The 15,632-nt window shown below is 69.9% G+C and carries 14 protein-coding genes; 9 read left to right on the top strand and 5 right to left on the bottom strand.

What is annotated here, in order from left to right; all coding sequences use genetic code 11:
* Positions 1–26: 26 nt before the first annotated feature.
* Positions 27–1,013, bottom strand: a complete 987-nt coding sequence (locus AB0O34_RS22345) for a 4Fe-4S binding protein (RefSeq protein WP_363918184.1) — start codon at positions 1,011–1,013, stop codon at positions 27–29.
* A 742-nt stretch (positions 1,014–1,755) separates the two neighbouring features.
* Here AB0O34_RS22345 and AB0O34_RS22340 point away from each other — a divergent pair.
* The 4 genes from AB0O34_RS22340 (at position 1,756) to AB0O34_RS22325 (ending at position 6,379) form a co-directional block, all read left to right on the top strand.
* A complete protein-coding gene (locus AB0O34_RS22340) occupies positions 1,756–2,364 on the top strand; it encodes a helix-hairpin-helix domain-containing protein (RefSeq protein ID WP_363918182.1) in 609 nt (202 codons plus the stop codon).
* A 235-nt stretch (positions 2,365–2,599) separates the two neighbouring features.
* Positions 2,600–4,237 (top strand): serine/threonine-protein kinase, encoded by a 1,638-nt coding sequence (locus AB0O34_RS22335; RefSeq protein ID WP_363918180.1) that lies wholly within the window; start codon positions 2,600–2,602, stop codon positions 4,235–4,237.
* Positions 4,238–4,463: 226 nt separating this feature from the next.
* Positions 4,464–5,462 (top strand): NADPH:quinone reductase, encoded by a 999-nt coding sequence (locus AB0O34_RS22330; protein ID WP_363918178.1) that lies wholly within the window; start codon positions 4,464–4,466, stop codon positions 5,460–5,462.
* A 170-nt stretch (positions 5,463–5,632) separates the two neighbouring features.
* Complete coding sequence (locus AB0O34_RS22325) at positions 5,633–6,379, top strand: SDR family oxidoreductase (RefSeq protein ID WP_363918176.1); 747 nt, start codon at positions 5,633–5,635, stop codon at positions 6,377–6,379.
* A gap of 15 nt (positions 6,380–6,394) precedes the next feature.
* On the opposite strand, the gene nuoH is transcribed toward AB0O34_RS22325, so the two are convergent.
* From nuoH to ndhC, 4 genes are all read right to left on the bottom strand, one after another.
* Entirely contained in the window at positions 6,395–7,348 is a 954-nt protein-coding gene (gene nuoH / locus AB0O34_RS22320) for an NADH-quinone oxidoreductase subunit NuoH (protein ID WP_363918174.1), read from the bottom strand.
* Entirely contained in the window at positions 7,341–8,012 is a 672-nt protein-coding gene (locus tag AB0O34_RS22315; RefSeq protein WP_363918172.1) for an NADH-quinone oxidoreductase subunit C, read from the bottom strand. The genes nuoH and AB0O34_RS22315 overlap by 8 nt, the downstream gene beginning before the upstream one ends.
* Positions 8,009–8,479: an NADH-quinone oxidoreductase subunit B family protein gene (locus AB0O34_RS22310; protein WP_363918224.1), complete on the bottom strand. Its 471-nt coding sequence runs from the start codon at positions 8,477–8,479 to the stop codon at positions 8,009–8,011. The genes AB0O34_RS22315 and AB0O34_RS22310 overlap by 4 nt, the downstream gene beginning before the upstream one ends.
* Positions 8,480–8,563: 84 nt before the next feature.
* The gene (gene ndhC / locus AB0O34_RS22305; RefSeq protein WP_363918170.1) at positions 8,564–8,935 is read right to left on the bottom strand and encodes an NADH-quinone oxidoreductase subunit A; all 372 of its coding nucleotides are present in this window, start codon (positions 8,933–8,935) and stop codon (positions 8,564–8,566) included.
* Positions 8,936–9,064: 129 nt separating this feature from the next.
* On the opposite strand from ndhC, the gene AB0O34_RS22300 reads away from it, so the two are divergent.
* The 5 genes from AB0O34_RS22300 to AB0O34_RS22280 form a co-directional block, all read left to right on the top strand.
* Complete coding sequence (locus AB0O34_RS22300) at positions 9,065–10,540, top strand: polysaccharide deacetylase family protein (protein WP_363918168.1); 1,476 nt, start codon at positions 9,065–9,067, stop codon at positions 10,538–10,540.
* Between the two features lie 59 nt (positions 10,541–10,599).
* The gene (locus tag AB0O34_RS22295; RefSeq protein WP_363918166.1) at positions 10,600–10,689 is read left to right on the top strand and encodes a putative leader peptide; all 90 of its coding nucleotides are present in this window, start codon (positions 10,600–10,602) and stop codon (positions 10,687–10,689) included.
* 283 nt (positions 10,690–10,972) lie between these two features.
* Positions 10,973–12,826 carry a 2-oxoacid:acceptor oxidoreductase subunit alpha gene (locus AB0O34_RS22290; protein ID WP_363918164.1) on the top strand — a complete coding sequence of 618 codons (1,854 nt, stop codon included), beginning with the start codon at positions 10,973–10,975 and terminating at the stop codon, positions 12,824–12,826.
* On the top strand, positions 12,819–13,892 hold the full coding sequence (locus AB0O34_RS22285) for a 2-oxoacid:ferredoxin oxidoreductase subunit beta (protein WP_363918163.1): 1,074 nt from the start codon (positions 12,819–12,821) through the stop codon (positions 13,890–13,892). Before AB0O34_RS22290 ends, AB0O34_RS22285 begins: the two co-directional genes overlap by 8 nt.
* Before the next feature lie 213 nt (positions 13,893–14,105).
* Positions 14,106–15,632, top strand: a 1,527-nt coding sequence (locus tag AB0O34_RS22280) for an MBL fold metallo-hydrolase (protein ID WP_363918161.1), incomplete at its 3' end; no start/stop codon positions are given.

Genomic DNA, 15,632 nt, shown 5'->3' with positions numbered 1-15,632 from the left:
CGGCCAGAAGCCCGGCGCCACCGATATCACGACTCCTCCACCGCCCCGGACGACTCCGGCGGCTCCTCCCCCGTCCCCGATTCCTTGGCCGAGCCGGGGGATTCCTCAGCCCGTGGGGGCGAGGGGGGCTCGGTTGGGGCGGGCTTCTTCGGCAGCGCGCCGGGGGGCCGGATCGCGCGCACGGCGGCGTGACCTCCGAGGGCGCCACGGCGAGGAGCCGACGGGCCACCGCCAGGCGTGCCCGGTGCCCGCTTCGTACGGTCCGGCGCCGCGTCACCGCTCTGACCTGGCTGGGCCTGTGCCGTGTCGAGGTGATCGGCGGGCGTGGGGCCCGCGTCACCGGTCTGTGCCGTCGTCGGCCGGTCCGGCTGCGCCGTAGACGGCTGGACGGCTGCCGCACCGCCTCGCTGGAGCGTCTCCGCACGTTCGGACTCGGCCGTGTCCGGACGTTCGGAGGCAGCCGTGTCCGGACGTCCTGAGGCAGCCGTGTCCGGACGTTCGGAGGTGGCCGGGCGGGTGGGCTTGGCCGTACCGCGTTCGGGGTCCGGGCGGTCGCGTGCGGGACGGGCGGCGCCTCGGGAGGCGGCGGCGACCTCCTTGGGCGGCTCCGCGTTCGGCTCATGCGGGGGCGGAATGGGGATCGTCTGCACCCACTCGCCGAGCTTGTCCTTCTCGTGAAGGAGGTTGCGGATGTCGTACTCCGCGTACTCGAACTCCGGCGACCAGAAGAGCGCGTCGAACGGGCACACCTCGATGCAGATGCCGCAGTACATGCAGAGCGAGAAGTCGATCGCGAACCGATCGAGCACATTGTGGGCGCGCGGACGCCCACCCTCGGGGGCCGGGGCCGTCTCCTTGTGGGAGTCGATGTAGATGCACCAGTCGGGGCACTCCCTGGCGCACAGCATGCAGACCGTGCAGTTCTCTTCCACCAGAGCGATGACGCCGCGGCTGCGAGGTGGCAGATCAGGCCGGACCTCGGGGTATTGCTGGGTGTCCGCCCTGCTCAGCATGTGGCGAAAGGTGACGGCGAGACCCTTCGCAAGCCCTTCTCCTGGTATAGGTGCCACGGTTCAACATCATGGCCTACATGGGCGCCCTCGTGAATGCACGGGCCCCCGTCGTCTCCCGGTTTTCCAGAATCATCACGATTTTGGGGGACTTATCCGCCATGAGATGTGGTCCCTCTGGCCGATGCGGGGCTCTCGGGGAGGCCGTAGTCTTCGCGTTATGCACCCGACCAACGGCCACGGGGGCCCGGGATCGGGGCCGCCGGGAGGCCCTCCCCCAGAGCCCGGTGATCCGAACGGTCCGACCGCTCCGCGACCTCGCCAGACGAGCCGACCGCTGCCGAACCCCACCCCGCAGCCACGGCCGCCACAACAGGACCAGCGCCACGCCCCCTACGCGCCCCCCCGCCCCGAGCAGGCCGGTTCACCGCCCGGCCGGCGCGGTCCCGAGCAGAGCCGTTCCTCGTACGGCCGACCGGGTCCCGGGCAAGGGCATGCTCCGTACGGGCGGCCCGGCCCGGAGCAGAGCCGTCCTCCTTACGCGCCGCCGGACCCCCGGCACGGCAACGGGCCGATCCTCCCCCCGCACCCCGGCCAGCACGGTCTCGCCCCGTACAACCGGCCGGCTCCGGGGCCGTACGACCCGCGGAGGCCAGGTGATCCGCATGGACACCTTCCCCAGCCGCCGCCGTTCCCGCCTCACATCCCCCCGCCCCAGCCTCCGAGCGGCACCAGCGCGGCCAGCGTGCTCTGGGCTCTCGCGCCGCTCCTGACGTGCGGTGCGGCGACGCCTTTCACCATCGGGTACGCGGCGGCGAAACTGCGCAGCACGATGCTCGCCCTGTCGGCGGCGATCTACGCCATCGGCATGATCGCCCTCATGGTCGCCGTGGTGACGGACGACCCCTCGCCCGTATGGCTGACGCTTCTGTCGGGCCTCGGGTCGAGTGCTAGCTGGCTCGGGGGGACGATCCAGTCGCTGATCATCCGCAAGCGGGTCTTCGAGTCCGAATCGCCCAACGACCATGCCGTGGCCTTCGCACAGCACCGCCGCGAGCTCAGGCAACAGGCTCGCGACCTCGTGCAAGGCGACCCCGCGCTGGCCCGCGAGCTGCGCATCGGCCGCCCCGACCTCCCGCGGCAGTACGACGACGGAGGGCTGGTGGACGTCAACCACGCCCCCGCCGAGGTGATCGCGGGCCTGCCGGGGATGACGGCCGAGCTGGCGCAGCGCGTGGTCGCGGCCAGGGCCGACGTCGGCGGCTTCATCTCCGCCGAGGACGTGTCGATCGCCGTGGACCTCCCCCCAGAACTCACCGCCGACCTGGTAGAACTCACCATCTACCTCCCCTGAGCACACCACCGGCCCGAACCTCGATCCCATCTCCACGGGTCCTGGACCCCGTCCAGACGTGGCGGAACCCGGGCTGCGCCTCTGGGGGCGTGGCCTTCGCTGGAACCGGCCCGGAACGCTGGTCGTGATCCGCGGTCTGGCGTCGTCAGACCCCTGGCCGGGGCGGGCGTCTCGGCGCTGTTACCGTGCCAGCAAAAACATGCGTAACACCGGCTATCTCCGTATTCTTCGCGATATGCAGCTAGCCAGGCCCTCCCAGTCCACCACCGCGATCAGCGTCGTGTGGGCACTGGCTCCGCTGTTCACCTGTGGGATCGCCACGCCGTTCACCATCGGCTACGCGGCCTACCGGAAGCGCGCGCCGATGATCGCGGTCGCGGCCCTGCTGTACTTCCTCAGCCTCTTCGTACTGTGCGTGATCACTTTCACCTACGGCGACTCGGCGACGTTCCCCGACTGGGCCGGCCTTCTCGTCGTGCTCGGGCTGTTCACGAACTGGATCGGCGGGCTCATCCACTCCCTGGCCATCCGCTCGGCGATCTTCGCACCGCGCGCTCAGCGCCACGCGTCCTACCCGCCGCCCCCACCGCACGCCTACCGCCCGACGTCGTACCCTCCGGCGCCGTACCCGCCTCACCAGCCGCCGCCTCCGTACGCGAACCAGCACCACCCCCGGACGGCCCCGAACCAGCAGCGCCCTGGCACGGCCTCGGACCAGCAACGTCCCGGCACCGCACCGAACCACCAGAACCCCGGAACGGCCCCGAACCAGTACCCCGGTACGGCCCCGAACCAGCGCCCGAGCGGGGTTCCCAATCAGCAGCGGCCCGGCGCGACTCCGCAGCATCAGCACTCGGCACCGCAACCTCCGGTACAGCCTCGCCCGCAACGCCCGCCACAGGAGCAGTACGACCGACGCCCGTCACAGGAGCAGAAGCGGTATCAGGAGGATCGGCGCCCGGTGGCGGATCCGGTTACCACGAACCCGCCCGTGTCCAGCCAGGCGACCTCTCCCGGCTCCGCCTCGGGAAGCACTCCGGGCGGTGTCCACGGCGCTTCGACGCTTCCCACACAGGCCCCTGGGCCGCTGCCCGCCGGGGAATCCGACCACATCGGGCCCTACCGGCTGATCGGTAGCCTCGGACAGGGCGGCCAGGGCGCGGTCTACCTGGGCGAGACCCCCGATGGCACGCGGGTCGCGATCAAGGTGCTCCACGCGCGGCTGGCCTCGGAGACCGGGGCCCAGCAGCGGTTCCTCCGCGAGGTCGAGGCGGCCAGGCGGGTCGCGCCGTTCTCCACCGCCCGCGTGATCGACGCCGACGTGGCCGACGAGCGTCTTTTCATCGTGAGCGAGTACGTCGAGGGCTCGTCGCTCGAACAGCTTGTACGGGAGCGCGGGCCGCGGGGCCACGACGGCCTGGTGCGGCTCGCGCTCGGAACCTCCGGGGCGCTCGCCGCGATCCACCGCGCCGGCATCGTGCACCGCGACTTCAAGCCGAGCAACGTCCTGATCGGCTCCGACGGGCCCCGAGTCGTCGACTTCGGCATCGCCCGGGTGCTCGACAACGCCACCGCGACCTCCAGCGGCGTGCTGGGAACCCCGGCCTACATGTCCCCCGAGCAGGTCTCCGGAGAGCGGGTCGGGCCGGAGTCGGACGTGTTCAGCTGGGCCGCGACCATGATCTTCGCTGCGACCGGCCGTCCGGCGTTCGGAGAGGACAACATCGCGGCGGTGTTCAACCGCATCTTCACCAAACAGCCTGACTTGTCCGCACTGCCGGACTCGCTGGCCCAAGTGGTCGGGAAGTGCCTGGAGAAGCGCCCGGAGAACCGCCCCACCGCCTCCGACGTCATGCTCGCCATCGTCCACTGACCCGGCGCCGGCGCCCCGGCACGTGCTCGGCTGCGCGAACAGGGGCTGATCTACACAGTGCCTAACCTCGGCAGCTTCGTGAGTCCTGTCGGCGAGCAGGATGACGCGAGCGCGACCGCTCAACCCCAGTCGTAGAACTGGCTGATCGCCCCCCCTGCTGACGTGATGGGTTCCGTGGCTGGTGGCTGTGGGTAGAGGCCTGTCCGGGAGAGAGGCATGGTGCGGGATGAAGGCGATTGTGTATTCGGAGCCCGGGGGGCCCGAGGTGTTGCGGTTGGTGGAGCGGCCTGTGCCGGAGCCGGGGCCTGGTGAGGTGCGGGTCCACGTTCATGTCTCAGGGGTGAATCCGACGGACTGGAAGTCCAGGAGGAGCGGAAGCCCGTTCCCCGAGCAGGTGCCCGGGCAGGACGGCGCCGGTGAGATCGACGCGGTGACCCACGGGATCCGGCTCACTGTTGGGCAGCGGGTCTGGATCTGGGAGGCCGCCTGGCAGCGCCCCGACGGCACGGCACAGGAGTACGTCGTGCTGCCCGTGGAACATGTCGTGCCTCTCCCCGATGACGCGTCGTACGACCTCGGAGCCAGCCTGGGAATCCCCGCTCTCACCGCGCACCGATGCCTCACCGTGGGCAGGGTCAGCCGTCTACACCCCGGCTCACTGAAGGACCAGATCGTTCTCGTCGCCGGTGGTGCGGGTGCGGTCGGGCACGCCGCCATCCAGCTCGCCCGGTGGGCCGGGGCCACTGTGGTCACCACGGTCAGCACTCCCGAAAAGGCCGAATTGGCCCGTGCCGCGGGCGCCCACCACGTCGTGAACTACCGGACCGAGAACGCCGCCACCGTGATCCGCGAGGTCGCGCCGGACGGGGTGGACCTCATCGTCGAGGTGGCCCCAGCGCCGAACGCCGAGCTGGACCAGGCGGTGATCGCTTCGAACGGCGTGGTCTCGGTCTACGCCGACAACGGCGGCGAGGAGGTGACACTGCACGTCAGCAGCCTGTATCGGCTCAACGTGCGCTACCAGTTCATCCTCGTCTACACCGTCCCGCCGGAGGCCAAGAAAGCAGCCATCGAGGACGTGAGCGCCGCCGTGGCCGCGGGAGCCCTCCAGGTCGGCAAGGCGGCCGGTCTGCCGCTGCACCGCTTCCCGCTCGAACGTACGGCCGACGCGCACGAGGCGGTCGAGTCGGGCACGGTCGGCAAGGTCCTCATCGACCTGGTCTGAACCGCGTCGCACAACGTGCCCGGCAAGGAGCGCGTGATGGCCAAAGTCCTCGGACCCATCCACAAGGCGGCGAACGCCATCGCCCTCAAGAGCTACTCAGGCGACGTGTTTGGAAACCACCCGCCCGGGGACGCGGCACATACGGATATCACGACAAGAAGGGCGACAACATGGACCAGCGACGCGTAGTGGTGTCCGGCGGAGGCACCGGCATCGGGCTGGCGACGGCGGAGGCCTTCGCCGGGGAGGGCGCGCAGGTCACCATCCTGGGCCGCCGCGCCGAGGTGCTGAGCGAGGCCGCCGCGAAGCTGAACACCGCCTACGACGCCGATCTGGTCGGGTGGACCACCGCCGACCTGTCCGACCCGCGGCAGGCGCAGGCCGCCGTCGAGGCGATCGCCCTCAAGGGCCCGGTCGACGTGGTGGTCACGAACGCGGGCGGGAACGTCGCCTTCAACGACGACGGCACGCTGACCGGCATCGCCGACGGCTACCGGCGCAACTTCGAGGCCAACGTGCTCACCGCGGTGCTGCTGACCGAGGGCCTGCTCCCCTACCTGCGGCGTCCCGGCGGCCGCATCGTGCACCTGTCGTCGATCGCGGCGCTCCGCGGCCCCGGCTCGTACGGCGGCGCCAAGGCGGCACTCCACGCCTACACCTACGAGCTGGCGCAGCGGCTCGGACCCGACGGGATCACGGTCAACGCGGTGGCCCCCGGCTACGTCGCCGACACCGAGTTCTTCGGCGACCGGGCGACGCCGGAGTTCGTCAAGTCGCGCGTCGACCAGACACTGAGCGGCAAGCCGGGCACGCCGAGCGAGGTCGCGGCGGCGATCAGGTATCTCGCCTCTCCCGAGGCCGCGTACGTGACGGGCCAGATTCTCCACATCAACGGCGGGGCGATGCTGGGCCGCTGACGTCGCGGCGACCCCTCAGCCGGCGAGGACTCTGACCACTCCGGTGAGCGCGAGCTGGAACAGAGCGAGCGGGACCAGCCCGATCCAGGCCAGCTTCTGCAGCTGGTCCGCCCGGAGCCTCGGGAAGCTGACGCGAACCCAGATCACCACGAAGGCCAGCACGAAGATCTTGATCAACGTCCAGACGGGCCCTGGCAGCAGCGGCCCGTGCCACCCTCCGAGGAACAGCACGGTGGTCAGCGCCGAGAGCACCACGATGCCGGCGTACTCGGCGAGCATGAACAGCGCGAACCGGATGCCGGTGTACTCCGTCATCGGGCCCATGATGATCTCGGACTCGGCGATAGGCATGTCGAACGGCGGCCTGCGCAGCTCGGCCAGCCCGGCGACGAAGAACACCACCGCGCCGATCGCCTGCCACGGCAGCCACCACCACCGCCACGCCTCCACGATGCCCGGCAGTGACAGCGTGCCCGCCGCCATCGCGACCGACGACGCCGCTAGGACGAGCGGCAGCTCGTACGACATGAGCTGGGCCGCGGCGCGCATGCCGCCGAGCACGGAGTACTTGTTGGCCGACGACCAGCCCGCCATGATCGAGCCCAGCACGCCGATGCCCATCACCGCGAGCACGAAGAACAGCCCGGCGTCCAGATCGGTGCCGAACAGGCCAGGGCCGACCGGGATGACGACCATCACGACGAGGTACGGCACCAGCGCCACGGCCGGGGCGATGGAGAACACCCGGCGGTCGGCCGCCAGCGGGATGACGTCCTCCTTCTGGACGAACTTCACGCCGTCGGCGATGAGCTGGGCCCAGCCGTGGAACCCGCCGGCGTACATGGGGCCGAGGCGCGACTGCATATGGGCCATGGCCTTGTGCTCGGTCTGCCCGACGATCAGGGGCAGCGTCAGGAACGCGATGACGATCACCACGAGACGGACGGCGACATCGAGCACCTCAGCCATCGCCGTCCTCCCCGCGAACGGGCCGAACGGGCCGAACGGGCCGCTCCGGCCCTTCCGACGGCTCCGGCCTCGCCGACGGCTCGGGGCTCCGCACGGCGCGGGGGCCACGGACCGGTGGAGGCGTGGTCGCCGAGGGCCCCCAGTCGGTGGGGACGCCCGGCGGCAGCGTCTTGCGGCGGCTGGGGGAGCCCTGGCCCGACTCGCCGGGCTCCTTGGCCCCGGGCCACGGCTTGGCCACCCGTGAGGCCAGGATGAAGTCCTTGCGGAGGGGGAAGCCCTCGAACCCGTCGGGCAGCAGCAGGGGCACCAGATGCGGATGGCCCTCGAAGACCACCCCGAACATCTCGAAGGTCTCGCGCTCGTGCCAGTCGGCGCCCCGGTAGACGCCCGTGGCGCTCGGCAGCCGGGGGTCCTCGCGCGGCACCCGTGTACGGACCAGCAGGTGAGCGTGCTCGACGGGGTCGTAGACGTGGGCGACGACGGCGAACCCGTCTGGGGGGTCGTCGACCCCAGTCAGCCAGTCGAAGAACACGCACCCGAGATCGTCGCGGGCGAAGGTCAGCAGGTCGATCCAGTCGCCGGTGCCGACGTCCACGGTCGTCTCACCGAACGACTCGGAGACCTCGGCGCGCCCGCCGTACCGCTCCTCGATCGCGGCTCTCACCGGTTCACGTCCGGCCGGTGCTCCGGGGCGGCGTAGCGGTCGCCGAGCGACTCACCGGCGATCTTCTCCTGGAGCTTCATGATGCCGTGCAGCAGCGCCTCCGGCCGTGGCGGACAGCCGGGGACGTAGACGTCGACCGGGATGATCTGGTCCACGCCCTTGGTCACGCAGTAGGAGTCCCAGTACGGGCCGCCGCAGTTGGAGCAGGCGCCGAACGAGATGACGTACTTCGGATCGGGCATCTGCTCGTACAGGCGCTTGACGGCCGGGGCCATCTTGTCCGTGACGGTGCCTGAGACGATCATGAGGTCGGCCTGCCTCGGACCGTTGGCGAAGGGGATCACTCCGAACCGGATGAAGTCGTGACGGCTCATCGAGGTGGCGATGAACTCGATCGCGCAGCAGGCCAGCCCGAAGTTGAACACCCACAGCGAATAGCGCCGCCCCCAGTTGAGGACGAAGCGCATCGGTTTGGGGGCGAGCCGGGACGCCGGCCCCACGGTGGGCATCGGGAGATCTCTGGCGGCCATGGAGGCATTCTCCCCTCTTCGTCAGGTCCAGGCGAGTACGCGCTTGCGCCAGGCATAAAGGATGCCGATGGCGATGAAGGCCAGGAAGACGAACATCTCGACCAGCGTGGCCATGCCGAAGCCGGGCGCCGCGAAGACCGTCGCCCACGGGAACAGGAACACGGCGTCGACGGCGAAGACGACATAGAGATAGGTGAAGACGTAGTACCTGATCTGGGACTGCGCCCAGCCCTCGCCGACGGGGTCGACCCCGCACTCGTACGTCGTGAGCTTCTCGCGGGTGGGGTGGCTCGGGGCGAGCAGCCGGTTGGCGAGCAGGGCCCCGCCGAAGATGGCGGCCCCGATCGCGAGCAGCACGGCGACGACAGCGTAGGAACCGAAATATCCGTTCACATAGCCTCCCCACCTACGTGAGACCTTCGATCACCGGCCAGGAAATCGCTTTGTGTCACCCCAGGATTACCCGTCGCGGTCAAAAGCCAGTCTCTCATCCCGCAAAATACAAGTAAATCCGTATATAGCGTGCTTAGTCTGACAGCCATGTCCCGCCTGCTGCGTTCCGGAGGAATCGCGCTTCTGGTCGCGATCACCGCCGGCTGCGGAGTCGCCTTCCCCTTCGAGGACGAGCCCACCACGCTCCCCGCGCAGCCGACCACGATCAATTTCGTCGCCCCCTCCGCGGTCGGCGGGCTGTCGGCGCAGACGATCTCCGATGAATCCGGCGATCGACACGTCTTCGTCAGCTATCCCTCCATCGCCTCGGCCCCCGAACTGGCCGAGAAGCTCCGCCAGACCACCTCGGCCACCGTACGCCGCTTCTCCAAGGACACGCACGCGCGACCGAAGGCCCTCGCGCCCCCCGAGCTGAACGTCGGCTGGCAGCTGACGGCGGCCTCCGGCGGCGTGTTCGGCGTCCGGATGCGCACCGGGCTGTTCACCGGCGACCAGTGGCGCAACTCCCTCGGCACGCTGTGGTACGACCAGGACGCCCGGCGCGTCCACGACTCCGCCGACCTCCTGAAGGACGGCCACGCCCTGGTCACGCTCGCCGCGATCGTCCAGAACCGCCTCTGGACCCTCGGCCCGGACATGAAGGTGGACGCGGTCAAGCCCGACAGGGCGATGTTCGACTCGCTGAACTTCAACCCGCACGGCGATCTGGTGGCCGAGTTCGACGACGGCCAGGTGGCCCCGGCGCGGATGGGCCGGATAGCCGTGGCCGTGCCCAAGCAGGAGGCCGCGCCGCTGCTGTCGGACTTCGGCAGGCGGACCATGGAGGTCGTGGACTCGGCCACCCCCGGCTCGATCCCCGGCACCCCGCCGCCGGAGTCGCCCCCCGCCCCCGGCGACCCGGGCGTGCGGGGCACCTCGGTGAACTGTGCCGCCACCAGGTGCGTGGCGCTGACCTTCGACGACGGCCCCGGCCCGCAGACCGATCGGCTGCTGGCCATCCTCGCCGAGTACGACGCCCGCGCCACCTTCTTCACCGTGGGCGCGAACGCCGAGGCGCAACCGGCCCTGCTGCGGCGGATCATCGACGCGGGACACCTGATCGCCAACCACTCCTGGTCCCACCGCGACCTGGCCACCCTCGACATCCACAAGATCTCCGACGAGCTGAGCCGCACGCAGATGATGATCGGCACGGTCGGCCCCGCGCCTGCGCTGCTCCGCGCACCGTACGGAGGCGTCACCGCCAAGGTCGTGACCGTGGCCCGCGCGCTCAAGCTCTCGATCGTCGGATGGAGCCTCGACACGGCGGACGCGAGGGACCCCGACCCCGCCGCCGTCGCCCGCCGGGCGATCGACGGGGCGCACCCCGGATCGGTCATCTTGATGCACGACGGCGGTCCCGCGACCCTCGCCGCCTTGCCGAAGTTGCTCAAGGGGCTGGCGGCCCGCGGCTACGCCTTCGTGAGCGTCCCCGAGCTGTACGGCTCACGCGGGATGGAGCCTGGTCAGGTCTACGGCACGGGAACGGCCGCACCGGCGCACTAGGGGGATCCGGAGTGGAGGCACTCGGATCCATCGGCCCGAGGGACATATAGTTAGTCACCGTGACCCGAAACGTGCTCTACTCCCGCTTGCACGTTGACCTGTGCAGGCTTGCCGCGGGGCTGTGTACGCGGAGCCGTCTCCGGTCGTGACCACGCCCTCGGCGTTGGTCGCCAACCGCGTCCCGATCCGAGCCGACCGCGTCTCGACCTGAGCCGCCCCGGCCTCAGGACGCACCGCGTGCCGCCGCGGGCATCGCCCCCGATGCCCCCGCCGGACGCGTCCGACGAACACATTGTTGCCGTCGCAGGGAGATGGGTCACACCCCTTCGACGCGCATGGGTAAAGAAGCCCGCGCAGCCCCAAGGGATCTAGCATGGAAATGAATACGTGCCACGAGCGACGGCGCCCAAGCGCGTCGAGGAGGACCGAGCTGTGACCAAGCAGGTTCAGCAACTCGACCGCGTGATCATTCGCTTCGCGGGCGACTCCGGCGACGGCATGCAGCTGACCGGTGATCGTTTCACGGCGGAGACCGCGCAGTTCGGGAACGACCTTTCCACCCTGCCCAACTTCCCCGCCGAGATCCGCGCCCCCGCGGGCACCCTCCCCGGGGTGTCGAGTTTCCAGCTCCACTTCGCCGACCACGACATCCTGACCCCGGGGGACGCGCCCAACGTCCTCGTCGCCATGAACCCCGCGGCGCTGAAGGCCAACCTCGGCGACCTGCCGCGCGGGGCCGACATCATCGTCAACACCGACGAGTTCACCAAGCGCAACCTCCAGAAGGTCGGCTACGCCGAGAGCCCGGTGGACGACGACTCGCTCGGCGAGTGGCGCGTGCACGCCGTCCCCCTCACCTCGCTGACGGTGAAGGCGCTTGAGGGCTTCGACATCTCCAAGAAGGACGCCGAGCGCGCGAAGAACATGTTCGCGCTCGGCCTGCTGTCCTGGCTCTACCACCGGCCCACCGAGGCGACGGTCAAGTTCCTCGAGACCAAGTTCGCCAAGAAGCCCGACATCGCCAAGGCCAACGTCGCCGCCTTCCAGGCGGGGTGGAACTACGGCGAGACCACCGAGTCCTTCTCGGTCTCGTACGAGATCAAGCCCGCCAAGCTGGCCGCGGGCCTCTATCGCAACATCTCCGGCAACCAGGCCCTGGCCTACGGGCTGATCGCGGCCTCGGTCCAGTCGAAGCTGCCGCTGTTCCTCGGCTCCTACCCCATCACCCCGGCGTCCGACATCCTGCACGAGCTGTCCAAGCACAAGCGGTTCGGCATCCGCACCTTCCAGGCGGAGGACGAGATCGCGGGTGTGGGCGCGGCGCTGGGCGCGGCGTTCGGCGGCGCGCTCGGCGTCACCACCACGTCGGGCCCGGGCGTGGCGCTCAAGGCCGAGACCGTCGGCCTCGCGGTCACCACCGAGCTCCCGCTGCTGGTGGTCGACGTCCAGCGGGCCGGGCCCTCGACGGGCATGCCCACCAAGACCGAGCAGACCGACCTGCTCATGGCGATGTTCGGCCGCAACGGCGAGTCACCGGTGCCGATCGTGGCGCCCGCGACTCCGTCCGACTGCTTCGACGCGGCGCTGGAGGCGGCACGCATCGCCGTGAAGTACCGCACGCCGGTCATGCTGCTGTCGGACGGCTACCTCGCGAACGGTTCCGAGCCGTGGCGGCTGCCCGAGATCGACGACCTGCCCGACCTGTCGGTCGAGTTCACGGTGGAGCCGAACGGCGACGACGGCGAGACCTACCTGCCGTTCAAGCGCGACACGCAGACGCTGGCGCGGCCGTGGGCCGTTCCAGGCACCCCGGGTCTCGAACACCGCATCGGCGGCATCGAGAAGGCCGACGGCACGGGCAACATCTCCTACGACCCCAACAACCACGACCTCATGGTCAGGCTGCGCCAGGCCAAGATCGACGGCATCGCGCAGGACATCCCGCAGCTGGAGGTCGACGACCCCGAGGGCGACGCCCGCGTGCTCGTCCTCGGCTGGGGCTCGACGTACGGGCCGATCGCCGCCGCCGTGCGACGGGTCAGGAAGGCCGGCGTGAAGGTCGCGCAGGCGCACATCCGCCACCTGAACCCGCTGCCCTCCAACACCGGCGAGGTGCTGCGCTCGTACGACAAGGTGCTGCTGCCGGAGATCAACCTCGGCCAGCTCGCGCTCCTGCTCCGCGCGCGGTTCCTGGTCGACATCATCAGCTACAACCGTGTGCGCGGTCTTCCCTTCAAGGCCGAGGAGCTGGCCGGAGTGATCCAGGAAGTGATCGACAGTGAGTGATATCGGGACGAACGGGCACGTCACGGGCCCGGTCGCAGGCACGGGGCTCGCCCTCATCCCCCGGGCGACCGAGAAGCAGACCCTGAAGGACTTCAAGAGCGACCAGGAGGTGCGCTGGTGCCCCGGCTGCGGTGACTACGCCATCCTGTCCGCGGTCCAGGGCTTCCTGCCCGAGCTGGGGCTCAAGCGCGAGAACATCGTGTTCGTCTCGGGCATCGGCTGCTCCTCCCGGTTCCCGTACTACCTGAACACCTACGGGTTCCACTCCATCCACGGCCGGGCCCCGGCGATCGCGACCGGCCTGGCCGCGTCCCGCCCCGACCTGTCGGTGTGGGTGATCACCGGAGACGGCGACGCGCTGTCGATCGGCGGCAACCACCTGATCCACGCGCTGCGCCGCAACGTCAACCTGAACATCCTGCTGTTCAACAACCGCATCTACGGGCTGACCAAGGGCCAGTACTCGCCGACCTCCGAGGTCGGCAAGATCACGAAGTCCACGCCGATGGGCTCGCTGGACAAGCCCTTCAACCCGATCTCGCTCGCCCTCGGCGCCGAGGCGGGCTTCGTGGCCCGCACGCTCGACTCCGACCGCAAGCACCTCACCTCGGTGCTGCGCGAAGCGGCGGCCCACCGGGGCACGAGCCTGGTCGAGATCTACCAGAACTGCAACATCTTCAACGACAACGCGTTCGAGCCGCTGAAGGACCCTGGGGTGCGTGACGACATCACGCTGCGCCTTGAGCACGGCCTGCCGATCGTGTCCGCCTCCAAGGCGGTGCGCCGCGCGGCCAACGGCGGCATCGAGGTCGTCGACCGGGCGAGCGTGCCCGAGGGCGAGATCCTCGTCCACGACGCCCACAACCCCGACCCGTCGCTGGCGTTCGCGCTGTCGCGGCTCGACGAGCCGGCGTTCGAGCACGTGCCGATCGGCGTCTTCCGGTCGGTCGACCGCCCGGCGTACGACACGCTGATGGCCGAGCAACTCGACGAGGCCGTGGCCGAGCGCGGCCCCGGCCGGCTGGGCGACCTGCTGCGCGGCGGCGACACCTGGCGCGTCGGCTGAGAGCCTGAACGCCTGAACTCCGCCTGATGAGGAGGCCCTCCACGGACATCCGTGGAGGGCCTCCTTCTTTACGAAAAGTCGCTGATCAACGCACTCCGGGAGTGCCCCTCGTTCGTCCTATTCCTGGCGGCGTCGAGAGTGTGCTCCGACGCCGCCGCCGCGCGGCGGTGAGCCGGGCCGGGCCAGTGTCGATCTCCGCGAAGGGACTCACCTTTGGATCTGTACCGCGACAGTTCTCAGACCGCGCTGCGCTATCTGGGTCACGCCGGTTTCGTCGCCGAGCACAACGGTGTGCGGCTGCTCGTGGATCCCTGGTTCTACCCGGCGTTCCTGCACTCGTGGTTCCCCTATCCCGACAACCGGGATCTGGTCGACGTGGTGCGCGGCGAGCGTTTCGACTACCTGTACGTGTCGCACGCCCACGAGGACCACTACGACGAACGCCTGCTCAGCACCCTGGACAAGTCGATCACCGTGATCGTCCCGAGGTACCGCTCGAAGATCATGGTCAGGCGCTTCACGGCGCTGGGTTACCAGAACATCGTGGCGCTCGACCACAAGGAGTCCCTGGAGCTCGCGCCCGGCTTCACCGTCACGATGTACCTCGACACCAGCCACAAGGAGGACAGCGGGCTTCTGCTCGACCTCGGCGGCTTCCGCTTCCTGGACCTGAACGACTGCAACACCCCGATGTCGGAGCTGCCCGGCGACATCGACCTGCTCGCCGCGCAGTACTCCGGGGCGATGTGGTACCCCAACTGCTACGACTATCCGCCTGACGTGATGCGCAAGAAGGTGGACGCCGTCCGCGGCGACCTGCTCGACACGCTTTACCGCAAGGTGCGGATCACCGGGGCCACGGCCTACCTGCCCTCCGCGGGACCGGCCTGCTTCCTCGACCCCGTCCTCGCGCCGTACAACGACCGCGACGCGACGATCTTCCCGCAGTGGGAGGACGTCGCCGGCCAGTTCGCCGAGGCATGTCCAGGCGTCGAGGTGCTACGACTGTTCCCCGGCGACACCGTCCGGCTCGACGGGTCACGAGCGGTGGAGCGCGCGCCCGGCGCGCGGACCTCCGAGGACCTCGCCGCCTACCGCGAGCGGCGCCGTGACGAGTGGAGCGCGTTCTACGACGAGCCCGCGGAGCCGGTGACCGCCGAGGAGATCGAGTCCTACTTCGCCAAGCTGCAGAGCTGGAACAGGCGCTTCCTGGGCGACTTCGCGAAGGACATCCGCCTTGTCGCCGACGGCCGCATGTGGGACGTACGGCTGGGGCGCCTGGCCGAGCGGTTCGTCATCGAGGGCGAGGAGCCGTACGACCCGGAGTACACCCTCCTGCTGTGCCCCCGCACGATGAGGGCGATCATCGAGGAGCGCACCGGCTGGGAGGAGGCCCTGCTGTCGATGCGCGTGGGGCTCCACCGGGAGCCGGACGTGTTCGACCTGACCTTCATGAGCCTGCTGCGCTACGGCCAGCAGCCCGTGCAGACCATGCAGATGCTCCGGGAGCGGCAGAACACCGAGACCATCGAGCGCGACGGGCTTCGGATGCAACGGTTCTGCCCGCACGCCGGTGAGGACCTCACCCACGCCATCGTCTGCGACGGCGTCATCGAATGCCCCCGGCACCACTGGAAGTGGGAGGCCACGACCGGGAAGTGCCTCGAGGGGGGCGCGCTGCCGCTACGGGTGGAGTCGCTCGGGGGTCCCCCGGCGAGCCCCGCGCAGCCACCACCCCCC

It is taken from the genome of Sphaerisporangium sp. NPDC088356 (assembly GCF_040685555.1).
In the GTDB taxonomy this organism is placed as follows: domain Bacteria; phylum Actinomycetota; class Actinomycetes; order Streptosporangiales; family Streptosporangiaceae; genus Sphaerisporangium.
Note: the sequence above shows the minus strand (reverse complement) of the source record. Positions and strands in the feature narration are given on the sequence as shown.